This is a genomic window from Undibacterium sp. Jales W-56 (genome assembly GCF_025548535.1).
GTDB lineage: Bacteria > Pseudomonadota > Gammaproteobacteria > Burkholderiales > Burkholderiaceae_D > Undibacterium.
The window spans coordinates 249,867-267,488 of the sequence record NZ_JAJLQW010000005.1; the positions used below are offsets into that span (position 1 = coordinate 249,867).

The 17,622-nt window shown below is 50.2% G+C and carries 22 protein-coding genes; 14 read left to right on the forward strand and 8 right to left on the reverse strand.

Annotation, left to right across the window (positions count from 1 at the left end; genetic code table 11):
- Positions 1 to 170 precede the first annotated feature (170 nt).
- Complete coding sequence (locus LPB67_RS14760) at positions 171 to 746, reverse strand: glutathione peroxidase (protein WP_262838041.1); 576 nt, start codon at positions 744 to 746, stop codon at positions 171 to 173.
- Between the two features lie 213 nt (positions 747 to 959).
- On the opposite strand from LPB67_RS14760, the gene LPB67_RS14765 reads away from it, so the two are divergent.
- On the forward strand, positions 960 to 1,820 hold the full coding sequence (locus LPB67_RS14765) for a ferritin-like domain-containing protein (RefSeq protein ID WP_262838042.1): 861 nt from the start codon (positions 960 to 962) through the stop codon (positions 1,818 to 1,820).
- A 93-nt stretch (positions 1,821 to 1,913) separates the two neighbouring features.
- A complete protein-coding gene (gene rfaE2, locus LPB67_RS14770) occupies positions 1,914 to 2,390 on the forward strand; it encodes a D-glycero-beta-D-manno-heptose 1-phosphate adenylyltransferase (protein ID WP_262838043.1) in 477 nt (158 codons plus the stop codon).
- Positions 2,391 to 2,430: 40 nt separating this feature from the next.
- Here the strand turns inward: rfaE2 and trmL are convergent, their stop codons facing one another.
- Together trmL and LPB67_RS14780 are read right to left on the reverse strand one after the other, a co-directional pair.
- Positions 2,431 to 2,901, reverse strand: a complete 471-nt coding sequence (trmL, locus tag LPB67_RS14775; RefSeq protein WP_262838044.1) for a tRNA (uridine(34)/cytosine(34)/5-carboxymethylaminomethyluridine(34)-2'-O)-methyltransferase TrmL — start codon at positions 2,899 to 2,901, stop codon at positions 2,431 to 2,433.
- Between the two features lie 38 nt (positions 2,902 to 2,939).
- Positions 2,940 to 3,695, reverse strand: coding sequence for a phosphoribosyltransferase family protein (locus LPB67_RS14780; protein WP_262838045.1), 756 nt, complete (start codon positions 3,693 to 3,695; stop codon positions 2,940 to 2,942).
- A gap of 72 nt (positions 3,696 to 3,767) precedes the next feature.
- On the opposite strand from LPB67_RS14780, the gene LPB67_RS14785 reads away from it, so the two are divergent.
- The 7 genes from LPB67_RS14785 (at position 3,768) to LPB67_RS14815 (ending at position 9,585) form a co-directional block, all read left to right on the forward strand.
- Positions 3,768 to 4,676, forward strand: a complete 909-nt coding sequence (locus LPB67_RS14785) for a methyltransferase domain-containing protein (protein ID WP_262838046.1) — start codon at positions 3,768 to 3,770, stop codon at positions 4,674 to 4,676.
- A 247-nt stretch (positions 4,677 to 4,923) separates the two neighbouring features.
- Positions 4,924 to 6,096 (forward strand): cytochrome c oxidase subunit II, encoded by a 1,173-nt coding sequence (gene coxB / locus LPB67_RS14790; protein ID WP_262838047.1) that lies wholly within the window; start codon positions 4,924 to 4,926, stop codon positions 6,094 to 6,096.
- 24 nt (positions 6,097 to 6,120) lie between these two features.
- Positions 6,121 to 7,725, forward strand: a complete 1,605-nt coding sequence (gene ctaD, locus LPB67_RS14795; RefSeq protein ID WP_262838048.1) for a cytochrome c oxidase subunit I — start codon at positions 6,121 to 6,123, stop codon at positions 7,723 to 7,725.
- A gap of 31 nt (positions 7,726 to 7,756) precedes the next feature.
- Positions 7,757 to 7,867, forward strand: coding sequence for a cytochrome oxidase small assembly protein (locus LPB67_RS14800; RefSeq protein WP_410482748.1), 111 nt, complete (start codon positions 7,757 to 7,759; stop codon positions 7,865 to 7,867).
- A gap of 10 nt (positions 7,868 to 7,877) precedes the next feature.
- Positions 7,878 to 8,456 (forward strand): cytochrome c oxidase assembly protein, encoded by a 579-nt coding sequence (locus tag LPB67_RS14805; RefSeq protein WP_262838049.1) that lies wholly within the window; start codon positions 7,878 to 7,880, stop codon positions 8,454 to 8,456.
- A 1-nt stretch (position 8,457) separates the two neighbouring features.
- The gene (locus LPB67_RS14810) at positions 8,458 to 8,673 is read left to right on the forward strand and encodes a DUF2970 domain-containing protein (protein ID WP_262838050.1); all 216 of its coding nucleotides are present in this window, start codon (positions 8,458 to 8,460) and stop codon (positions 8,671 to 8,673) included.
- 51 nt (positions 8,674 to 8,724) lie between these two features.
- The gene (locus LPB67_RS14815; protein ID WP_262838051.1) at positions 8,725 to 9,585 is read left to right on the forward strand and encodes a cytochrome c oxidase subunit 3; all 861 of its coding nucleotides are present in this window, start codon (positions 8,725 to 8,727) and stop codon (positions 9,583 to 9,585) included.
- 73 nt (positions 9,586 to 9,658) lie between these two features.
- Here the strand turns inward: LPB67_RS14815 and LPB67_RS14820 are convergent, their stop codons facing one another.
- Positions 9,659 to 9,859: a twin transmembrane helix small protein gene (locus LPB67_RS14820; RefSeq protein ID WP_262838052.1), complete on the reverse strand. Its 201-nt coding sequence runs from the start codon at positions 9,857 to 9,859 to the stop codon at positions 9,659 to 9,661.
- A gap of 33 nt (positions 9,860 to 9,892) precedes the next feature.
- Between LPB67_RS14820 and LPB67_RS14825 the strand changes: the two genes are divergently transcribed.
- From LPB67_RS14825 to LPB67_RS14845, 5 genes are read left to right on the forward strand one after another with little or no spacing between them, the layout of a single operon-like run.
- The gene (locus tag LPB67_RS14825) at positions 9,893 to 10,606 is read left to right on the forward strand and encodes an SURF1 family protein (protein WP_262838053.1); all 714 of its coding nucleotides are present in this window, start codon (positions 9,893 to 9,895) and stop codon (positions 10,604 to 10,606) included.
- Between the two features lie 55 nt (positions 10,607 to 10,661).
- Positions 10,662 to 11,180: an SCO family protein gene (locus tag LPB67_RS14830; protein ID WP_262838178.1), complete on the forward strand. Its 519-nt coding sequence runs from the start codon at positions 10,662 to 10,664 to the stop codon at positions 11,178 to 11,180.
- 2 nt (positions 11,181 to 11,182) lie between these two features.
- Positions 11,183 to 12,271 (forward strand): COX15/CtaA family protein, encoded by a 1,089-nt coding sequence (locus LPB67_RS14835; RefSeq protein ID WP_262838054.1) that lies wholly within the window; start codon positions 11,183 to 11,185, stop codon positions 12,269 to 12,271.
- 27 nt (positions 12,272 to 12,298) lie between these two features.
- Positions 12,299 to 13,183, forward strand: a complete 885-nt coding sequence (gene cyoE / locus LPB67_RS14840) for a heme o synthase (RefSeq protein WP_262838055.1) — start codon at positions 12,299 to 12,301, stop codon at positions 13,181 to 13,183.
- Positions 13,180 to 13,761 (forward strand): SCO family protein, encoded by a 582-nt coding sequence (locus tag LPB67_RS14845; RefSeq protein WP_262838056.1) that lies wholly within the window; start codon positions 13,180 to 13,182, stop codon positions 13,759 to 13,761. The genes cyoE and LPB67_RS14845 overlap by 4 nt, the downstream gene beginning before the upstream one ends.
- A gap of 47 nt (positions 13,762 to 13,808) precedes the next feature.
- Here the strand turns inward: LPB67_RS14845 and rpoH are convergent, their stop codons facing one another.
- From rpoH to ftsY, 4 genes are all read right to left on the reverse strand, one after another.
- Positions 13,809 to 14,705: an RNA polymerase sigma factor RpoH gene (gene rpoH / locus LPB67_RS14850; protein ID WP_262838057.1), complete on the reverse strand. Its 897-nt coding sequence runs from the start codon at positions 14,703 to 14,705 to the stop codon at positions 13,809 to 13,811.
- Positions 14,706 to 14,934: 229 nt separating this feature from the next.
- Positions 14,935 to 15,849, reverse strand: a complete 915-nt coding sequence (locus tag LPB67_RS14855; protein ID WP_262838058.1) for a cell division protein FtsX — start codon at positions 15,847 to 15,849, stop codon at positions 14,935 to 14,937.
- Between the two features lie 21 nt (positions 15,850 to 15,870).
- Complete coding sequence (locus LPB67_RS14860; RefSeq protein WP_262838059.1) at positions 15,871 to 16,545, reverse strand: cell division ATP-binding protein FtsE; 675 nt, start codon at positions 16,543 to 16,545, stop codon at positions 15,871 to 15,873.
- Between the two features lie 13 nt (positions 16,546 to 16,558).
- On the reverse strand, positions 16,559 to 17,617 hold the full coding sequence (gene ftsY / locus LPB67_RS14865; RefSeq protein ID WP_262838060.1) for a signal recognition particle-docking protein FtsY: 1,059 nt from the start codon (positions 17,615 to 17,617) through the stop codon (positions 16,559 to 16,561).
- Between the last annotated feature and the right edge of the window lie 5 nt (positions 17,618 to 17,622).

The window sequence follows — 17,622 nt, forward strand, 5'->3', positions numbered from 1 at the left end:
CTTATGTCTTATTCGTTCGAAATCGCGTAATGGATTCAACTATTGCGAAAATAATGCTCTCGGCAGTCAGATCTCTAAATTCAGGCGATCTCCCCGGCTTTGATGAAAAAAAGGGTGCGTTGCCCGCACCCTGAGGTTTTATGTTGCTATTTTGCGTTGTTAAAACATACTCATTGCGCCAAGGCTTTTTCTATATCGGCCACCAATTTTTTATCGTCCGGTGTGGTGACACTGGAATACGCTGCAACAACGTTTCCTTTCCGGTCGATCAGGTATTTGTAAAAATTCCATTTAGGCGTCGTGCCGGTTGCCTGAATCAATTGCGCATGCAAGGGATTGACATCTTTGCCTTTTACCGAGGTCTTGGTGAACATCGGGAATTTCACGCCATAGGTATTGAAGCAAAAATCTGCAATTTGCTTATCGTTGCCAGGCTCTTGCTGACCAAAATCATTCGATGGGAAACCCAGCACCACTAAACCTTTTGGATTGTATTTGGCATGCAAGGCTTCTAAACCTTCATACTGGCTGGTGAAGCCGCAGTAGCTGGCAGTATTGACTACCAAGGTAACTTTGCCTGAATATTGGCAAAGATCTTGTGCCGATTCATCCTGCAGGCGTTTAAATTTATGGTTCAAGACTGCGGGACAACTTGTCGTATCTTCAGCAAAAGCGTTCAATGTTGATGCCGTATTTGCAATAAATCCTAGTGTCGCGATCGTCAAAATGCGAAAAAGTCGTCTCATGATGGGTTCCTTGGTCTGGTTTTGGGTGGATTAACAGGTTTTTTTGTTGAAAACCATCTTATCCCATTTGAAAAACTGTGTATGAGTCCCCAATTATCAAAATAATAGAAAGATGTAAAATAGGCAAAATCAAGCTTGTCGTGAAGCCGTCACATCCGTCTGGTAAAATTAGAAAATTCACTCTATTTTCGCCTCCACTTCGTAAAGGTCATCATGCTTTACCCAGAATTGTTTAAATCCTTAGAGCAGGTCCGTTGGAATATGGAAACGGACATCAATTGGGATCAGTACGATGCATCCAAATTGACGCCTGAGCAGGCTCAGACTATCAAGATGAATGCGATTACCGAGTGGTCTGCCTTACCGGCGACCGAGATGTTTTTGCGTGATAACCGTGGCGACAGTGATTTCTCTGCTTTCATGTCGATCTGGTTTTTTGAAGAGCAAAAGCATTCTTTGGTGTTGATGGAATATCTGCGCCGTTTTCACCCCGAATTAGTTCCTACGGAAGAGGAACTGGACAATGTGCGCTTCGAGTTCGATCCGGCGCCACCGCTGGAGACATTGATGCTGCATTTTTGCGGCGAGATTCGTTTGAACCACTGGTATCGTTGCGCCTCCGACTGGCATACCGAGCCGGTCATCAAACAGATTTATAAAATCATCAGCCAGGATGAAGCGCGTCATGGCGGTGCTTATCTGCGTTACATGAAAAAAGCCTTGGTTGAAGCCGGCGATACAGCGCGTGCCGCATTCGCAAAAATTGGTGTATTGATGGCGTCGGCGCGCCGTACTGAAAAGCCATTGCACCCGACGAATCTGCATGTGAATCAATCGCTGTTCCCGCAAGATACGGTACAAAGCCGCTTGCCCGACCCAGACTGGCTGGAACGCTGGCTGGACGGTCAAATCATGTTCGACGGCGTTTGGGAAAAGAAAGTCATCGAACGTATTTTGCACAATATGTCCTTGCTGTTTGAACGTACATTTGAATCTGTTCAGGATTTGAATCGCTATCGTAAAGAGGTGACGCAGCGCTTGGCCGCAGATACTGCCATCCTGGGCGCCGCATAGAAATCCGAATCCGGGTGCAATTGGATTACAATAAAAAAAGCCGCACGCTGTTGCGGCTTTTTTTATTCAAATTACCTAATATAAAAATACCTCATGACTAGCTTCGAATCAAAAATCACGGTGGCAAACGATCTCCCGGATCGTATCGCGGCGCTGCCAAAGCCAGTCGTGATGACGAATGGCGTATTTGATATTTTGCATCGTGGCCATGTGACTTATCTCGATCAGGCGCGCGCTTTGGGCGCATCGCTGGTGGTCGCCGTGAACACGGATGCCTCGGTCAGACGCTTGGGCAAAGGCGACGACAGACCTGTCAACAGTTGCGAAGACAGGTTGGCGGTTTTGGCCGCCCTGGAGTCGGTGAGTTTAGTCGTCGATTTTGATGACAATACGGCGCTGCAAATTGTCGAACTTGCCCGGCCGGATATTTATGTTAAGGGCGGCGACTACGATATGACGGCAATCCCGGAAGGCCAGGCGGTATTGGCCTACGGCGGGCAAGTGAGGGCAATTGATTTCGAGCATGACCGCTCAACCAGTAAATTATTAGCCAAGGTAAGGGCTAAGTAATTTACCGCACACGCCTTGATCGTTATTCGGCTTTAGTCCGTCAGGCTCCGCCGGCAAAGTCATGTTGACGCCATGCTTCGTAGACGACGATCGCCACCGTATTGGACAAATTGAGGCTGCGGTTATCCGGTCGCATTGGCAGTCGTATGCGTTGCGACCCGGGAAAAGAATTCCTCAGATCGGGATGTAAGCCGCGGGTTTCTGCGCCGAATACGAAATAATCCCCGGGCAAGAAACGGGCCTCTGAAAACCGCGACGAGCCATGTGTGGTGAGCGCGAACATGCGGGTTTGATCGGGCTGCTCCTGTTCCAGGAAAGCTTCCCAATTTTTATGTACTTTCATATTGGCGTACTCATGATAGTCCAATCCTGCGCGCTTCATTTTGCTATCGTCCAATGGGAAGCCTAACGGTTCAATCAGATGTAATTGAACGCCGGTGTTGGCGCAGAGGCGAATGATATTGCCTGTATTCGGAGGAATTTCCGGCTCTACTAAGACGACATGAAACAAGGTGATTTCCTTTAATTTTGAATAAATCGGTAATGGATTTAGTGAGGCAGTGTTCTGGCAAATACATAATTGCTGACGCGTATTGCACCAAAACGCTTCAATGTAATCGCGATCTCGTTCATTGTAGTACCTGTGGTAATGACGTCATCGACGACGCCGATATGGCGTCCCTTGATCTCTTCCAGGAAGCGTTCGTTGGGAACAAATGCCCGTCGCATATTTTTGTGCCTGGCGTCAGGATGCAGACTGCTTTGCTGTTGGGTTTCCCTGGTCCGCTCGAGCAGATTTGCTTGAAAGCGGATGCCAAGCTGCTTCGAAAGCGGCCGTCCTATTTCTACTGCCTGATTAAATCCGCGTTCTTGTAATCTCTTTTGTCCAAGCGGAACTGCCGTCAATAAATCGGGCAAGGTTTGATTGACATTGCCTAAAACTGCATCTCTCAACAGGTTTGAAAGCAAAGGCGCGAGCATCAATTGATGCGCAAATTTCAGTGCCAGCACTAACTGATCGGCGGGCGCTACATAATTGCACGCTACTATCGTACGGTCAAAACTGGGTGGCGTCGCGATGCATTCACCGCAAAGCGGCGGCGATTCTGTGTCTGTTGCAGATGGAGCGAATATCGGTAAAGCACAAATCGAGCAGCGCATCTGCTGGTTACAGAAATGGTTGCTGCGACAGGCATCGCACAAGATGTTTTCATCGCTCTCACCGCACAGCGCGCATGACGACGGCAATAACTGCGCGGTTTGCGCGAGGCAGGTGGTGAGCCGGTTGAATTGAGAGGAGGGCATGCAAGTATCTGCGGTCTGGGTAACAAGCGTGTAAACTCGGTACATTATCGCATTCTCTAAACCTGTATAACTATGTTGAGCGCTCCAATTGATTTGTCACGTGTACGGCAATTATTTTCACAGCCAAAAAAAGTGGCAGGTTCCGATTTTTTAAGGCGCGAGGTTGCGCTCCGCATGCGTGAAAAGTTAGAGCTGGTCAAAATACAGCCGGGCCGCTTGCTGGACGCGGGCTGCGGTGCAGCGGCAGACTTAATGCATATGCAGGGTTTGTATCCGCATGCGCAATTATTCGGTGTGGATGCTTCGCACCAGATGCTGCAAGTGGCACGGCAGAGCCGTGACGCAGCCCAGAGTTCGGTCGGGCGCTTATTGAACAAGTGGTTGCCGACCGGCCTGCGTGCTGTGGCGGCCGACAATTTAATTTGCGCTGATTTTGCGCGACTGCCAATTGCAACAAATTCGCTAGACATGGTCTGGTCCAACTTGGCTTTGCACTGGCATCCGCAACCCGATCTGGTATTTGCTGAATGGCGCAGAGTGTTGCGCACAGAGGGTTTGCTGATGTTTTCTTGTTTCGGGCCGGATACTTTAGTGGAATTGCGTCGTGCTTTTGCCGATATCGATGCATTGCCTCACACCTTGCCTTTTGTCGATATGCATGACTTCGGGGATATGCTGGTGAATGCCGGATTTTCTACTCCAGTGATGGATATGGAAAAAATTACCCTGACTTACCAAAGCGTGGAGCAACTGTTTGCCGACGTCAAATCTTTAGGCGGCAACCCATTATTGACGCGTCGTCAGGGGCTATTGGGTAGAGCCGCTCATCAGCGTTTATGCGATGCTTTGTTGCGCACGCGCGGCGCAGATGGTCGAATTCCGCTGACCCTCGAAGTGGTTTATGGACATGCGTTTCGACCCATTCTCAAAAAACTGGCATCAGGCGAGTCAATTATCCGGCTTGATTTCCCCAAAAAATGAATTTCATCTATCGCAAATATCGGCGGGAATTTTTCCCCGGCACTTATTTCGGATGTCTCGATTTGGGTCCGATCTGGGCCCGATCATGGCGATATGACCCGCTTTCCGCTTGATATGAGGTCGCTTTACACCTTATACTCTTGCAGTTGTGGAAGTTGTCCCTGTGCATTGACGCTATATTTTGTCGAATTTGTCGCAAAACGGGCACTTCTGTTAAAAGAATTCTAATGGGTTTTTTGGGGAAATCATGAAACATGCGAAGCGATTACCGTCGTTAATGCTTGGTGCCTCGCTCCTGGCGGCAAGTTTGCCATCTTGGGCAGTGGTAGATAGTCAAGGCGGTCCAGCGGTCATGCAGTTAAACTTGCAAACACCTGTGACGCAGATTGCGTCACAAATCTACTCCATCCACAATTTGATGCTGGGTATTTGCCTGGTAATCTTTATTGCCGTGTTTGGCGTAATGTTTTATTCGATCTTAAAACACCGTAAATCGGTAGGGCATAAAGCCGCAAGTTTTCATGAGAGCACTTCAGTTGAAATCGCCTGGACCATCGTCCCTTTCATTATCGTGATTGCAATGGCATTGCCTGCAACCAGAACTGTTGTGGCGATGAAAGACACGTCAAATGCTGACATCACCATCAAGGCGACGGGCATGCAGTGGAAATGGGGTTACGACTACCTCAAGGGTGATGGCGAAGGCATTTCTTTCTTATCCACTCTCTCTACGCCAAGGTCGCAGGTCGGCGCGCCTGGCGTTGCTCCTACAGAAGCGCGCGGCGATAACTATTTGCTGGAAGTCGACAATGAAGTCGTGGTGCCGCTCAACAAAAAAGTTCGCATTATTACGACCGCAAACGATGTCATCCACTCCTGGACTGTTCCTGCTTTCGGCGTAAAGCAGGATGCAATTCCTGGCTATGTGCGCGATACATGGTTCAAGGCCGAGAAACTCGGTACGTACCGCGGTCAATGCGTAGAACTGTGCGGCAAGGAGCATGCGTTTATGCCTATCGTGGTTAAAGTTGTCTCTGAAGCAGATTACAAAGTCTGGGTCGATGGCAAGAAAAAAGAAATGGCAGCCAAGGCAGACGATCCAAACAAAGTCTGGACGGTTGATGAGTTGAAGCAGCGCGGTGAAAAAGTTTACGCGGCAAATTGCGTGGCTTGCCACCAGGCGACAGGCAAAGGCGTTCCAGGTGCTTTCCCGGCACTGGACGGTTCTGCCGTCGTCAATGGACCTAAAGCAGGCCAGGAAGCGATTCTGTTGAATGGCAAGAACGGCATGCCGGCATGGAAAGCCACTTTATCCGATACGGAAATTGCCGCCGTTATTACTTACACACGTAATAGCTGGTCCAATAAAGCCGCCGAAAACATTGTTCAGCCAGCAGAAGTGCTTGCTGCGCGTAAGTAATTGCAGGAAGAACAGGAGAATTTGATGAGCTCAACTACCGTCGCGCACGCTCACGCTCACGACCACGCGCATGATGATCATGCACATGATCATCCTCATGGCTGGCGCCGTTATTTATACGCCACCAATCACAAGGACATCGGTAACCTGTACCTGTGGTTCGCTTTCACGATGTTGTTATCCGGCGGTGTCCTGGCCCTGATGATACGTAGTGAATTGTTCCAGCCAGGTTTGCAATTGATGCAACCTGAATTTTTTAATCAGTTGACCACGATGCACGGCCTGATCATGGTGTTCGGCGCAATCATGCCGGCCTTCGTCGGTTTCGCCAACTGGATGATTCCGCTGCAAATCGGCGCGTCCGATATGGCGTTCGCCCGTATGAACAACTTTTCGTTCTGGCTGATGCCGCCGGCAGCTTTATTGCTGATGGGTTCGTTCTGGGTGCCTGGCGGCGCCACCGCCGCTGGCTGGACGCTGTATGCGCCGCTGTCCACACAGATGGGCCCAGGCATGGACATGGCGATTTTCGCGATCCATATCATGGGTGCTTCTTCGATCATGGGTTCGATCAACATCATCACCACCATCCTGAACATGCGCGCTCCCGGCATGACGCTGATGAAGATGCCGATGTTCTGCTGGACCTGGCTGATTACCGCCTACCTGCTGATTGCCGTTATGCCGGTACTGGCCGGCGCGATCACGATGACTTTGACCGACCGTCACTTCGGCACTTCCTTCTTCAACGCGGCCGGCGGCGGCGATCCTGTGATGTATCAGCACATCTTCTGGTTCTTCGGACATCCAGAGGTGTACATCATGATTCTTCCTGCGTTCGGTATCGTATCGCAGATCGTTCCCGCGTTTGCCCGCAAGCCTTTGTTCGGTTATGCATCGATGGTGTATGCAACGGCTTCCATCGCGATCCTGTCCTTCATCGTCTGGGCCCACCACATGTTCACTACGGGCATGCCGGTAACTGCGCAGCTGTTCTTCATGTATGCAACGATGCTGATTTCGGTTCCTACCGGCGTCAAGGTATTCAACTGGATCGCCACGATGTGGAAGGGTTCGATGACGTTCGAAACGCCTATGCTGTTCGCGATCGGCTTCATCTTCGTGTTCACGATGGGCGGCTTCACCGGCCTGATCCTGGCGGTAACGCCGATCGACATCCAGCTGCAGGATACCTACTACGTGGTGGCGCACTTCCACTATGTGCTGGTGGCAGGTTCCCTGTTCGCGCTGTTCGCCGGCTACTACTACTGGGGTCCGAAGTGGACCGGTTTCATGTACAACGAAACCCGCGGCAAGATCCATTTCTGGGGTTCATTGATTGCGTTCAACGTGACTTTCTTCCCTATGCATTTCCTGGGTTTAGCCGGTATGCCACGTCGTTATGCCGATTATCCGGCGCAATTTACTGATTTCAATCAGGTAGCGACAATCGGTGCATTCTGGTTTGGTCTGATGCAAGTCTATTTCTTGTTCGCAGTGGTTATTCCATCGATCAAGGGTGGTCAGCCAGCAGCGGCAAAACCTTGGGATGGCGCAGAAGGACTGGAATGGACCGTACCTAGTCCAGCACCTTTCCACACATTCGAAGAACCACCTGTCGTTAAATAAATGAGGGTAGGGCACTCTGGTAGTGTCCTAAATGAAAATGAATAAGGGCAAAAAACCAAACAATCTCAGAACGGCATTGATTTTGTTCTCTGTTGCCTTGGTGTTTTTTATTGGTGTATTCGTCAAGCAAACCTTGCGCTGAGGCACGGGGTATGTCGGATGAATTAGACCAAGCGAAGTTTGGTAAGAATAAACTCAACGCCACCATGTTGGGTAAGCTGTTGGTGATTGCTGTTCTGATGTTTGGCTTTGGTTATGCTTTGGTGCCTATCTATAAGCAGATCTGTGAGTTGACTGGGGTAAATATCCTGACGCCGAAAGACATTTCGGCGAAAGAAATTTCAAACTCGCAAATTGATCGCTCGCGAGAGGTGACTATCGAATTCGATGCGAATACTCAGGGACCTTGGCGTTTTCGTCCTACGGTATCGAGCATGAAGGTCCATCCTGGCGAAATGGCGCAAGTTGTATATGAGGTAGTGAACAAGCAGTCCTACAAAATGGATGCTCAAGCTATACCCAGTTACGCACCGCAGCAGGCCTCTGCCTATTTCAAAAAAATGGAATGTTTTTGTTTTAAGCAGCAGACCCTGGAGGCGAATGAAGCCAGACAAATGCCGGTGGTGTTTTATATCGATCCGGCATTACCTAAAGATGTGAAGACCATCACCTTGTCTTACACATTTTTTGAAGTCGGCGGAAAGCCCAAAGCGGTTGATAAAGGCGCATGAGATGGATGATTTGAAATCGGCGAGCAAACGTAAGGCTTCTTTTTTTGCCACGATGAAAGCCGTATTCTGGTCTTTTTTAGGAATACGTAAAAAGAACGATTATGAGCAGGATGCGGCACAGTTAAATCCAGTTCACGTAATCATGGCAGGCATTTTTGGTGCGCTGATTTTTATTGCGATCTTGGTATTTATCGTAAAAGCTGTGGTGGCAAAGTAAGCGACAAATCAAGTAATACTTCAAGTTTAAAAATTGTATCGGGAGATGGAAATGAGTTCTCAAAACGCTAATGCACCGTACTACTTTGTACCTGGCCCATCGCAATGGCCAGTGCTGGGTGGCGCGAGTTTGTTATTGACTATGATCGGTGCATCGGCATGGGTCAATGGTGTTACTTGGGGTGTTTACCTCAATTTGGCAGGTATTTTTCTGACTTTGGTTGTTTTATACAACTGGTTTGGCGACGCGATTGCTGAATCTGAGGGCGGTAAATACAGCGCACGTATCGACGTGTCTTATCGTTGGAGCATGAGCTGGTTCATTTTCTCGGAAGTGATGTTCTTCGGCGCGTTCTTCGGCGCTTTGTTTTATGCACGTAGTATTTCCATGCCTTGGCTGGCTGATCTCGACCATAAAGTGCTATGGCCAGATTTCGCTGCTCAGTGGGGTAATGCCGGACCAGCGGGGACGGTTGAAGCGTTTAAGACGATGGGGCCGTTTCCTATTCCTACCATCAACACGGCTTTACTGTTGACTTCTGGCCTTACCCTGACGATTGCACATCATGCATTGCGTGAAGGCCATCGCGCCAAAACAGCATTCTGGTTATTCGCTACCGTCTTGTTGGGCGCAGTGTTCATGGGTTTCCAGGCATACGAATACATGCATGCATACAGCGAATTGAACCTGAAACTGACATCCGGCATCTACGGTTCTACTTTCTTTATGTTGACCGGCTTCCATGGTTTCCATGTGACGATGGGGGCAATTATGTTATCCGTTGTCTTGTATCGTGTCATGAAGGGACACTTCACGCCTGAACATCATTTCGCTTTTGAAGGCGCAGCATGGTATTGGCACTTTGTTGACGTGGTCTGGCTTGGTTTGTATGTCGTAGTGTATTGGTTATAAGCGATACACTCAAAAGACATAATAAAAAAGCCGCACACTGTGCGGCTTTTTGTTAAGCGGAGTCGCTGATTGTTTACCTGATGCCGGTCGGCTGAATGAAGCCAAAATGGTTTGCCAGTAAGATCAGGATAAACAGGCTGATCGAAAAGCCGACCCGATATGCCAACGCTTTGACTGTGCGATTGCTGCGACCCTTGTCTTTCATGAGGTAAACCAATGCAGATCCCATGCTAAAGATAATCAGGAAAAATGCGATTGCTACAAGGATTTTCATGCTGTTCTACCTAACCGTAAAACCTCTATTGTAATGCCTAATAAGTTTCGTTTTCGCTGGATTCCTTTACTGATCACCTTGTTGCTCTGCGCGCTTGGTATCAGCCTGGGACAATGGCAAAGTCGCAGAGCGCAGGAAAAAGAAGCCATCGCTCAGGCCATGCAGGAGCGGACTAAATTACCACCCTTGTCTGCGCAAGATGCATTGTCGTCCCGCGCGTCGGTGTATAGGCGTATTCGTTTAACGGGGCATTTTGTTGCGGAATGGCCACTCTATCTGGATAACCGTCCGTTAAAAGGGGTGGCAGGATTTTATGTTGTTATGCCGTTTAAGATGGAGGGGACGGATCAGGTCATTCTGGTCGGCAGAGGTTGGCAGGCACGCGATGCGCATGATAGAACGCGTATGCCAGCACTCATCACGCCGCCGGGCCTGGTGCAGATCGAGGGGCAGTTACATGAGAATTTGGGCCATGTGATGCAATTGGGGCAGGCTGAAATAGTCAGGCCCGGTGCCGTGCTCCAAAACTTGAATCCAGCCGACTTAGCAAAACAGACAGGATGGAAATTGCTTCCTCTGATGGTTGAACAAAGTTCCGGTCCGGCTGATGGATTAACGCGGGATTGGCCGCTGCCATCGGATGGCGCGGATAAACATAGAGCCTATGCGTTTCAATGGTATGCCTTGTCGTTGATGGCAATTATATTTTTTGTAGTTACAGGATATCGTCGTGGAAAAACCGAATAATACGCATGCAGGTCGCTGGAAACTTTTATTGGTTCTGGCTGTGTGTGCCGCACCTATGCTGCTCTCCTATTTGTTTTATTTTGTGATTAAGCCGGAAGGCAGAACCAATTATGGCGTCATTCTGGACCCGCGCTCCTACCCTATGCCTAAGCTGGATGCGCGTTTGTTGGGGGGCGAGCCCAAAGAGCTGGACGCCTATCATGGTAAGTGGATCATGCTGCAAGCCGACAGCGGCGACTGCGCTGAAGCGTGTAAGAAAAAGCTGTATGACATGCGGCAGTTACGCCTGATTCAGGGCAAAGAAATGGAGCGCATAGAGCGTGTCTGGCTGATTACCGACGACAAGCCGGTGGATACCGTTTTAATCCGTGAGTATGATGGCACCCGCATGTTGACAGTGAACGTCGACAAGCTTAAATCCTGGCTGCCAAGCGACAGCAATACCAGCATCAGTGATCACATCTACATGATTGACCCTTTAGGTAATTTGATGATGCGCTTTCCCAAAGATGCGGACCCGAATAGGATTAAGAAAGACATCGCTAAGTTGCTGAAGGCATCTGCAATAGGCTAATTATGTGGATGCAAATTGCCATTACTGCGCTGATTCTCGCGACGATCCCACTCAGTCTGGTCTGGTTTTCAAAAGGCCAGAGTAAATATCACAAGCTGATATCGGTCAGCTTGTTCCTGACCTTTGACCTGATCATGTTCGGTGCATTTACCCGGCTGACCGACTCAGGCTTGGGTTGCCCGGACTGGCCCGGTTGTTACGGCGAAGCGAATCCGTTTCAGGCGCACCATGCGATCAGTGCCGCGCAGGCGTTGATGCCGACCGGGCCGGTTACCTTGTCAAAAGCGTGGATAGAAATGATTCACCGCTATCTGGCAATGAGTGTGGGCCTCTTGATCGTCACACAAATGGCGTATGCCTGGTGGCGACGGAAGGACTTGTTGACTTCAGCGTGGTTGCCGACCGGGATATTTTTTCTGGTGTGTGTGCAAGGCGCTTTTGGCGCCTGGACCGTGACCTTAAAATTGCAGCCGGTGATTGTGACTACCCATCTTTTACTCGGCATGGCCTTGCTGGCAATCCAGGCCTGGTCACTGGCGAGCCAGAGTCACACACAGTCGTTAACGAGCATAGCGAAATCAGAACCTGATTCACTAATCATTTTGGCGACCGTGGCGCTGATATTATTGACGCTGCAAATCGCGCTCGGCGGTTGGGTGAGTACCAACTATGCGGCCCTGGCTTGCCAGGATTATCCTTTGTGCCATGGCATGCTGATTCCCGAGATGGATTTTGAACATGGTTTTAGCTTGTGGCGGCAATTAGGTCAGAAGGCGGATGGATCGTATTTGCCGTTTTCAGCTTTGGTTGCCATCCATTGGGTGCACAGGAGCTTCGCCTGGCTGGTGATTATTGCGGTCGCTGTAACGGCTTATCTGGCGCGTAAAAAAGCGCATGTAGCGGCGTTGGGAAACTACCTGCTCATCGTCATCGGGTTGCAATTTTTGTCCGGCGTATCGACAGTATTCTTCTCCTGGCCCTTATTCATTGCCGTCTTGCATAATGGCGGCGCTGCCTTACTCGTGCTCCTATTGAGCATGTTAAACTACCGCCTTAGACACGCGGTAAGTGCCTCGGTAACAACTGAGTAGCGCCGGTCCTTCCCCCTCAGATTTTCTATGACATCACTTAGCATCTCATCCAGTCGTATGGCTCAGTATTGGGCGTTGACGAAACCTCGCGTCACGCAATTAGCCGTATTTTGTGCAGTGATAGGGATGTTCCTGGCCACGCCAGACTTGCCGGATTGGCGAATCGTCGTCGCTGCCACGATAGGCATCTGGCTGCTGGCAGGCGCCGCATTTGCTGTGAATTGCCTGGTTGAGCGTGAAATCGATGCGCGTATGGCGAGGACCGCAAGACGCGCATCTGCCCAAGGTGAAATCCATCCTGCGCAGATTTTAATTTTTTCCGGTGTTATCGGCGGCCTCGGCATGTGGGTGCTTTACACCATGGTTAATCCCCTGACGATGTGGCTGACCTTGATTACTTTTGTCGGCTATGCGGTCATTTATACGATTATTCTGAAACCGGCAACGCCGCAAAATATCGTGATTGGCGGTTTATCCGGCGCCATGCCGCCTGCGCTTGGCTGGGCAGCCATTGCGAACGATGTACCGATGCAAGCCTGGTTGCTGGTATTGATTATTTTCATCTGGACCCCGCCGCATTTCTGGGCGCTGGCGATGTACCGGCGCGATGATTACGCTAAATCCGGCTTGCCTATGCTGCCGATCACGCATGGCCCAGAGCTCACCCGTTTGCATATCTGGCTGTACACCATTGCCCTGTTTGCGACCACCATGCTGCCTTATGCAGTGCATATGAGCGGATTGATTTATCTGGTCAGCGCAGTCATTCTTGGCCTGATTTTCTTATGGTATGCGTGGCGCATTTATCGTCGCTACGATGATGTTCTCGCTCGCAAGACATTTGCTTTTTCCATTATTTATTTGTCCTTGCTGTTTGCCGCTTTGCTGGTCGATCACTATATTAAATTATGACTAAACTAATCCGTTTGGCGGGCGTGTTGCTGATATTGTGTCTGACCGCATGCAGCAAACCTTCGCCGCAGTTTAATAATACAGATCTGACCGGCCTCGACTACGCCAAAGATTTCGCCCTGACAGACCACAATGGCCAGCCACGCCGCTTGGCCGATTTTAAGGGTAAAGCCGTGGTTATTTTCTTCGGATACACGCAATGCCCCGACGTTTGCCCTACCACCATGGCTGAGATGGCTGCGGTCATGAAGCAGTTAGGCAGTCTGTCAGAGAAGGTGCAAGTCTTGTTTGTGACAGTCGACCCTGAGCGCGACACGCAAGCCTTGTTAGCCGCTTACGTCCCTAATTTTGATAAGAGGTTTTTAGGGCTGTACGGTGATGCTGCTGCTACTGCCAAAGTCGCCAGGGACTTTAAAGTTTATTACCAAAAAATTCCGGGCAAAACCGCGACCTCGTACACGATGGATCATACCGCCGGTAGCTATGTATTCGACCCGGAGGGCCGGATACGCTTGTTTCTGCGCCATGGACAGGGGGCGGAACCGATTGCCCATGACCTGAAATTGCTGTTGCAATAAAAAAAGCACTCCGAGGAGTGCTTCTTGTTTGAGCGAATGATGACTTATCAGGTGAAATTGGCTAAAGCGCCTTTCATTTTCTTCAAGGCAGCGCTCTCGATTTGGCGGATGCGTTCGGCAGAAACGCCGTACTCATCAGCAAGCTCGTGCAATGTAGAACCAGAGCCATCGTCGTTTTTTAACCAGCGTGATTCAACGATATGGCGTGAGCGCGCATCCAGTTTGGATAAAGCCGTTTCCAGGCCTTCGCTTTGCAAGCGATCGCGTTGCCGTGCTTCCAGCACACGGGTCGGTTCTTCCGTCTCGGTTTTCAGATAAGCGATAGGAGCAAACTTGTCGTCATCATCGTCGGTCGGCGCGTCCAGAGCGATATCTCTGCCGGATAAGCGCATTTCCATTTCGATGACTTCTTCGCGTTTGACATCCAAGGTTTTAGCCAATGCATCGACTTGCTTCGGCGACATTGAATCCAAACCTTCTTTATGGCTGCGCAGATTGAAAAACAATTTGCGTTGCGCCTTGGTTGTCGCGACTTTGACCAGGCGCCAGTTTTTCAGAATGTACTCATGCATTTCCGCCTTGATCCAGTGCATCGCATAGGACACCAGCCGCACACCCTGGTCAGGATCGAAGCGCTTCACGGCTTTCATCAGGCCAATATTGCCTTCCTGAATTAAATCGGCATGCGGCAAGCCATAGCCAAGGTAGCCGCGCGCGATAGATACCACCAGGCGTAAATGCGACATAACCAATTGCTGCGCAGCGTTCAAATCGTTATTTTGGATGAGCTTTCTTGCCAAATCGATCTCTTGCTCATGCGTGAGCATAGGCAAGCGGTTCACCGCTGAGATGTAGGCGTCAATATTGCCCAGACTGCCGGTAAAACCTAAAGCGAGCGCTGTGCTATCCGAAGATGGCATCACAGATGTCGATGATTGATTCATTCTTCCTCCCTATTGCTGCCGATTTAGCCACAAATTTGGGCTAAATCATCAATTTCAAGTTCTTATCTTAGCACTCTCTTGAGTTGAGTGCTAATACTCCAAATTCATATGCTTAATATAGAAAAAATATATTAAAAAATGATGGTTAATTTGAAACCGCTATGAATACTTAGAGAACTGTCTGATGAAAAAGTTTCGGATTATTTGATGATAGCGAATGAATTCCGAATTAACTCAAACGTGACAATTGTCTTCTGACCGAGAGAAACGCACCACACAGGCCGAGTAATACACTAGTCGCCAGCAACAGCATGCTGGCAATCCATCCCAATGGCACCAAGTGGAATTCTGATGCGTACAATTTAGCGAATTCCGCGATGGCCTGATTGAGCGGGCGCAAGGACGCTGCAATTAAGCCCAGCGCTATTCCTCCGGCCAGCAATCCCAGCAGGGCGCCGGTGTAGTAATAAGGGCGATGTATAAAGCTGTTCGTCGCGCCCAATAAGCGCGCTATCGCGATTTCAGCCTGATGCGAAATGACTTGCAGGCGGGTCGCATTGAAAATCACCACAATCACTACCACGCTCAGAGTGACTGCCAGAAATAACAGGGATAACTGCAACACTTGCACCAGCGCTGCCAGCCGTTTTACCCAGGCTGAATCCACTTGCACGACATCGACTCCTGGCAAGCTTTTTAGCTGTTGGGTCAGGAACTCGACCCGGTGCGCATCCGAATTCGACAAGGATAAAATATAAGCGTCCGGCAGGGGATTGCCGCCCAGAGTGGAGAGCACTTCCGCCAGACTGGAAGTTTCTTCTAATGCAGCGAGCGCTTTGTCTTTGGTGACGAAATTCAGTTTTGCACTGATATTCGCGTCCTTGAGCAGTTTTTTGATCGATACCGACAGGGCCGTGGCATCTGATCTCGGCGTATCCGGGCTAAGAAAAATGCTGATCTCAGGTTCGATTGATAGCTGCGCAGAAACCGGACGAATATTCTCAATCAGCGTCAAACCCGCGATCGGCAAGGCCAGCGCAATCGCGACCACCAGCACATTGAATAAGAAATTGCCCGGGCTGGAGCGCAAATGGGATAAGGCGCTTTTAAGGGCAAACAGATGCTGACGGAACCAGATGGTCATCGAATTTTCCTATTTTCCAGACTATGCCGCGATGGAAGATTGCCAGGAGTCCGATAATTCTCCCCTGTTCAAATAAATAACGCGGCTGGCCTGATCCAGAAACTGCTCATCGTGACTGGATATAATGCAGGTCACTCCCGCACTTTGAAAGGCTTTTAGGGCGCTAATGACCTTGTTGGCGTTATCACGATCGAGGAAAGCCGTAGGTTCGTCCGCCAGAATAATTTGCGGGCGATTGACGATAGCGCGGGCGATGGCAACCCGCTGCTGTTCGCCGCCGGAGAGCGCCAGCGGGAACGCCTCTGCCTTGTCAGCCAGATTTACTTTGTCGAGTGCGGTACGGGCGCGGGTTTCGGCTTCTGCCGCAGATGCGCCGGTCACAATCAGCGGTAGCATGACGTTTGCCAGCACGCTTCTATCCAGCAGCAAACCCTTGTCCTGCAAAATCAAACCGAGTTTGCGGCGTAAATAAGGCAGGCTGCCGGTCTTCAATTTGCTGATATCTTGTCCATTCACGCTGACGACTCCGCTGCTGGCGCGTTCAATCCCGGCGATCATTTTGAGCAGCGTAGATTTACCGGCTCCCGATGGCCCCGCAATGAAAATGAGTTCCCCGTCGTTGATCTTCAGCGACACATTGCGCAGCGCATAGCTACCATGCGGATATTGTTTGGAGACTTGCTGGAACTCTATCATCGGCGTTGTCCTTTTAGCTCAACAAGGCATCTACAAATTCCTGGGCGTTGAATGGCTGCAAGTCCTCGATTTGCTCGCCGACACCAATGAAATAAACCGGAACAGGGCGCGTCTTGGCGATTGCCGCCAGCACCCCGCCTTTGGCAGTGCCATCGAGTTTGGTAATGACCAGGCCAGTCAAGGTCAGTGCATCATCGAAGGCCTTGACTTGCGCCAACGCGTTTTGTCCTGTGTTGCCGTCAATGATTAACAGGATTTCTTGCGGTGCGCCATCCATGCCCTTGGCAATCACACGCTTGATCTTCTTCAGCTCTTCCATCAAATGCAATTGGGTAGGCAAGCGACCGGCAGTATCTACCATCACTACATCGGTGCCGCGCGCCTTGGCGGAAGCGACTGCATCAAAAGCAACGGCAGCAGGATCGCCGGATTCTTGCGAAATCACGGTGACATTATTGCGCTCGCCCCAAACCGTCAGTTGCTCGCGGGCAGCGGCGCGGAAGGTGTCGCCTGCCGCCAACAACACCGATTGCTGATGGCTTTGCAAATGTTTGGCGAGCTTGCCTATGGTCGTCGTTTTGCCGGCGCCATTCACGCCGGAAATCATCATGACCAGGGGTTGATAGCGCCCCAGCTCCAAGGGTTTTTGCAACGGGGTCAGCAACTCCAGTAACAAGGCCTTGAGCGCGGTTTTGACTTGCTCGGCCTCGGTCAGCTTTTGTTCTTTGACTTTTCTTTTCAAGCCATCAAGTAGAAATTGTGTTGCCTCCACGCCGGCATCTGCCGTCAATAAGGCCGCTTCCAGCTCTTCGTAGAGATCGTCATCAATTCGTGCCCCGACAAACAGCGTGGTCAGACTCGACGAAGTCTTGGAGAGCCCAGCTTTTAAACGGCTCAGCCAGGATTGCTTCGGCGTGGCTGCGATTGTGAATGGATTCGCATCGGACGGAACGACGATATTGACTGGCGCTGGTTCAGCCGGTGCAGTAACGGCGGGCTGTGCAGCCTGAGTTGCGGCAACCGTTGAAGCTGCGGGTTCTTCTTTGGGTTTTTTCTTGAAAAAGCTAAACATCGAGG

Coding starts and splice junctions, on each gene's coding strand:
- LPB67_RS14810 (WP_262838050.1), top strand. CDS start 8,458: ATGGATGATTTGAAATCGGCGAGCAAACGTAAGGCTTCTTTTTTTGCC.
- coxB (WP_262838047.1), top strand. CDS start 4,924: ATGAAACATGCGAAGCGATTACCGTCGTTAATGCTTGGTGCCTCGCTC.
- LPB67_RS14830 (WP_262838178.1), top strand. CDS start 10,662: ATGCTGCTCTCCTATTTGTTTTATTTTGTGATTAAGCCGGAAGGCAGA.
- LPB67_RS14760 (WP_262838041.1), bottom strand. CDS start 746: ATGAGACGACTTTTTCGCATTTTGACGATCGCGACACTAGGATTTATT.
- LPB67_RS14815 (WP_262838051.1), top strand. CDS start 8,725: ATGAGTTCTCAAAACGCTAATGCACCGTACTACTTTGTACCTGGCCCA.
- LPB67_RS14860 (WP_262838059.1), bottom strand. CDS start 16,545: ATGATAGAGTTCCAGCAAGTCTCCAAACAATATCCGCATGGTAGCTAT.
- ctaD (WP_262838048.1), top strand. CDS start 6,121: ATGAGCTCAACTACCGTCGCGCACGCTCACGCTCACGACCACGCGCAT.
- LPB67_RS14805 (WP_262838049.1), top strand. CDS start 7,878: ATGTCGGATGAATTAGACCAAGCGAAGTTTGGTAAGAATAAACTCAAC.
- LPB67_RS14785 (WP_262838046.1), top strand. CDS start 3,768: ATGTTGAGCGCTCCAATTGATTTGTCACGTGTACGGCAATTATTTTCA.
- rfaE2 (WP_262838043.1), top strand. CDS start 1,914: ATGACTAGCTTCGAATCAAAAATCACGGTGGCAAACGATCTCCCGGAT.
- rpoH (WP_262838057.1), bottom strand. CDS start 14,705: ATGAATCAATCATCGACATCTGTGATGCCATCTTCGGATAGCACAGCG.
- cyoE (WP_262838055.1), top strand. CDS start 12,299: ATGACATCACTTAGCATCTCATCCAGTCGTATGGCTCAGTATTGGGCG.
- LPB67_RS14835 (WP_262838054.1), top strand. CDS start 11,183: ATGTGGATGCAAATTGCCATTACTGCGCTGATTCTCGCGACGATCCCA.
- LPB67_RS14780 (WP_262838045.1), bottom strand. CDS start 3,695: ATGCCCTCCTCTCAATTCAACCGGCTCACCACCTGCCTCGCGCAAACC.
- LPB67_RS14825 (WP_262838053.1), top strand. CDS start 9,893: ATGCCTAATAAGTTTCGTTTTCGCTGGATTCCTTTACTGATCACCTTG.
- LPB67_RS14845 (WP_262838056.1), top strand. CDS start 13,180: ATGACTAAACTAATCCGTTTGGCGGGCGTGTTGCTGATATTGTGTCTG.
- LPB67_RS14765 (WP_262838042.1), top strand. CDS start 960: ATGCTTTACCCAGAATTGTTTAAATCCTTAGAGCAGGTCCGTTGGAAT.
- LPB67_RS14855 (WP_262838058.1), bottom strand. CDS start 15,849: ATGACCATCTGGTTCCGTCAGCATCTGTTTGCCCTTAAAAGCGCCTTA.
- LPB67_RS14800 (WP_410482748.1), top strand. CDS start 7,757: ATGAAAATGAATAAGGGCAAAAAACCAAACAATCTCAGAACGGCATTG.
- LPB67_RS14820 (WP_262838052.1), bottom strand. CDS start 9,859: ATGAAAATCCTTGTAGCAATCGCATTTTTCCTGATTATCTTTAGCATG.
- ftsY (WP_262838060.1), bottom strand. CDS start 17,617: ATGTTTAGCTTTTTCAAGAAAAAACCCAAAGAAGAACCCGCAGCTTCA.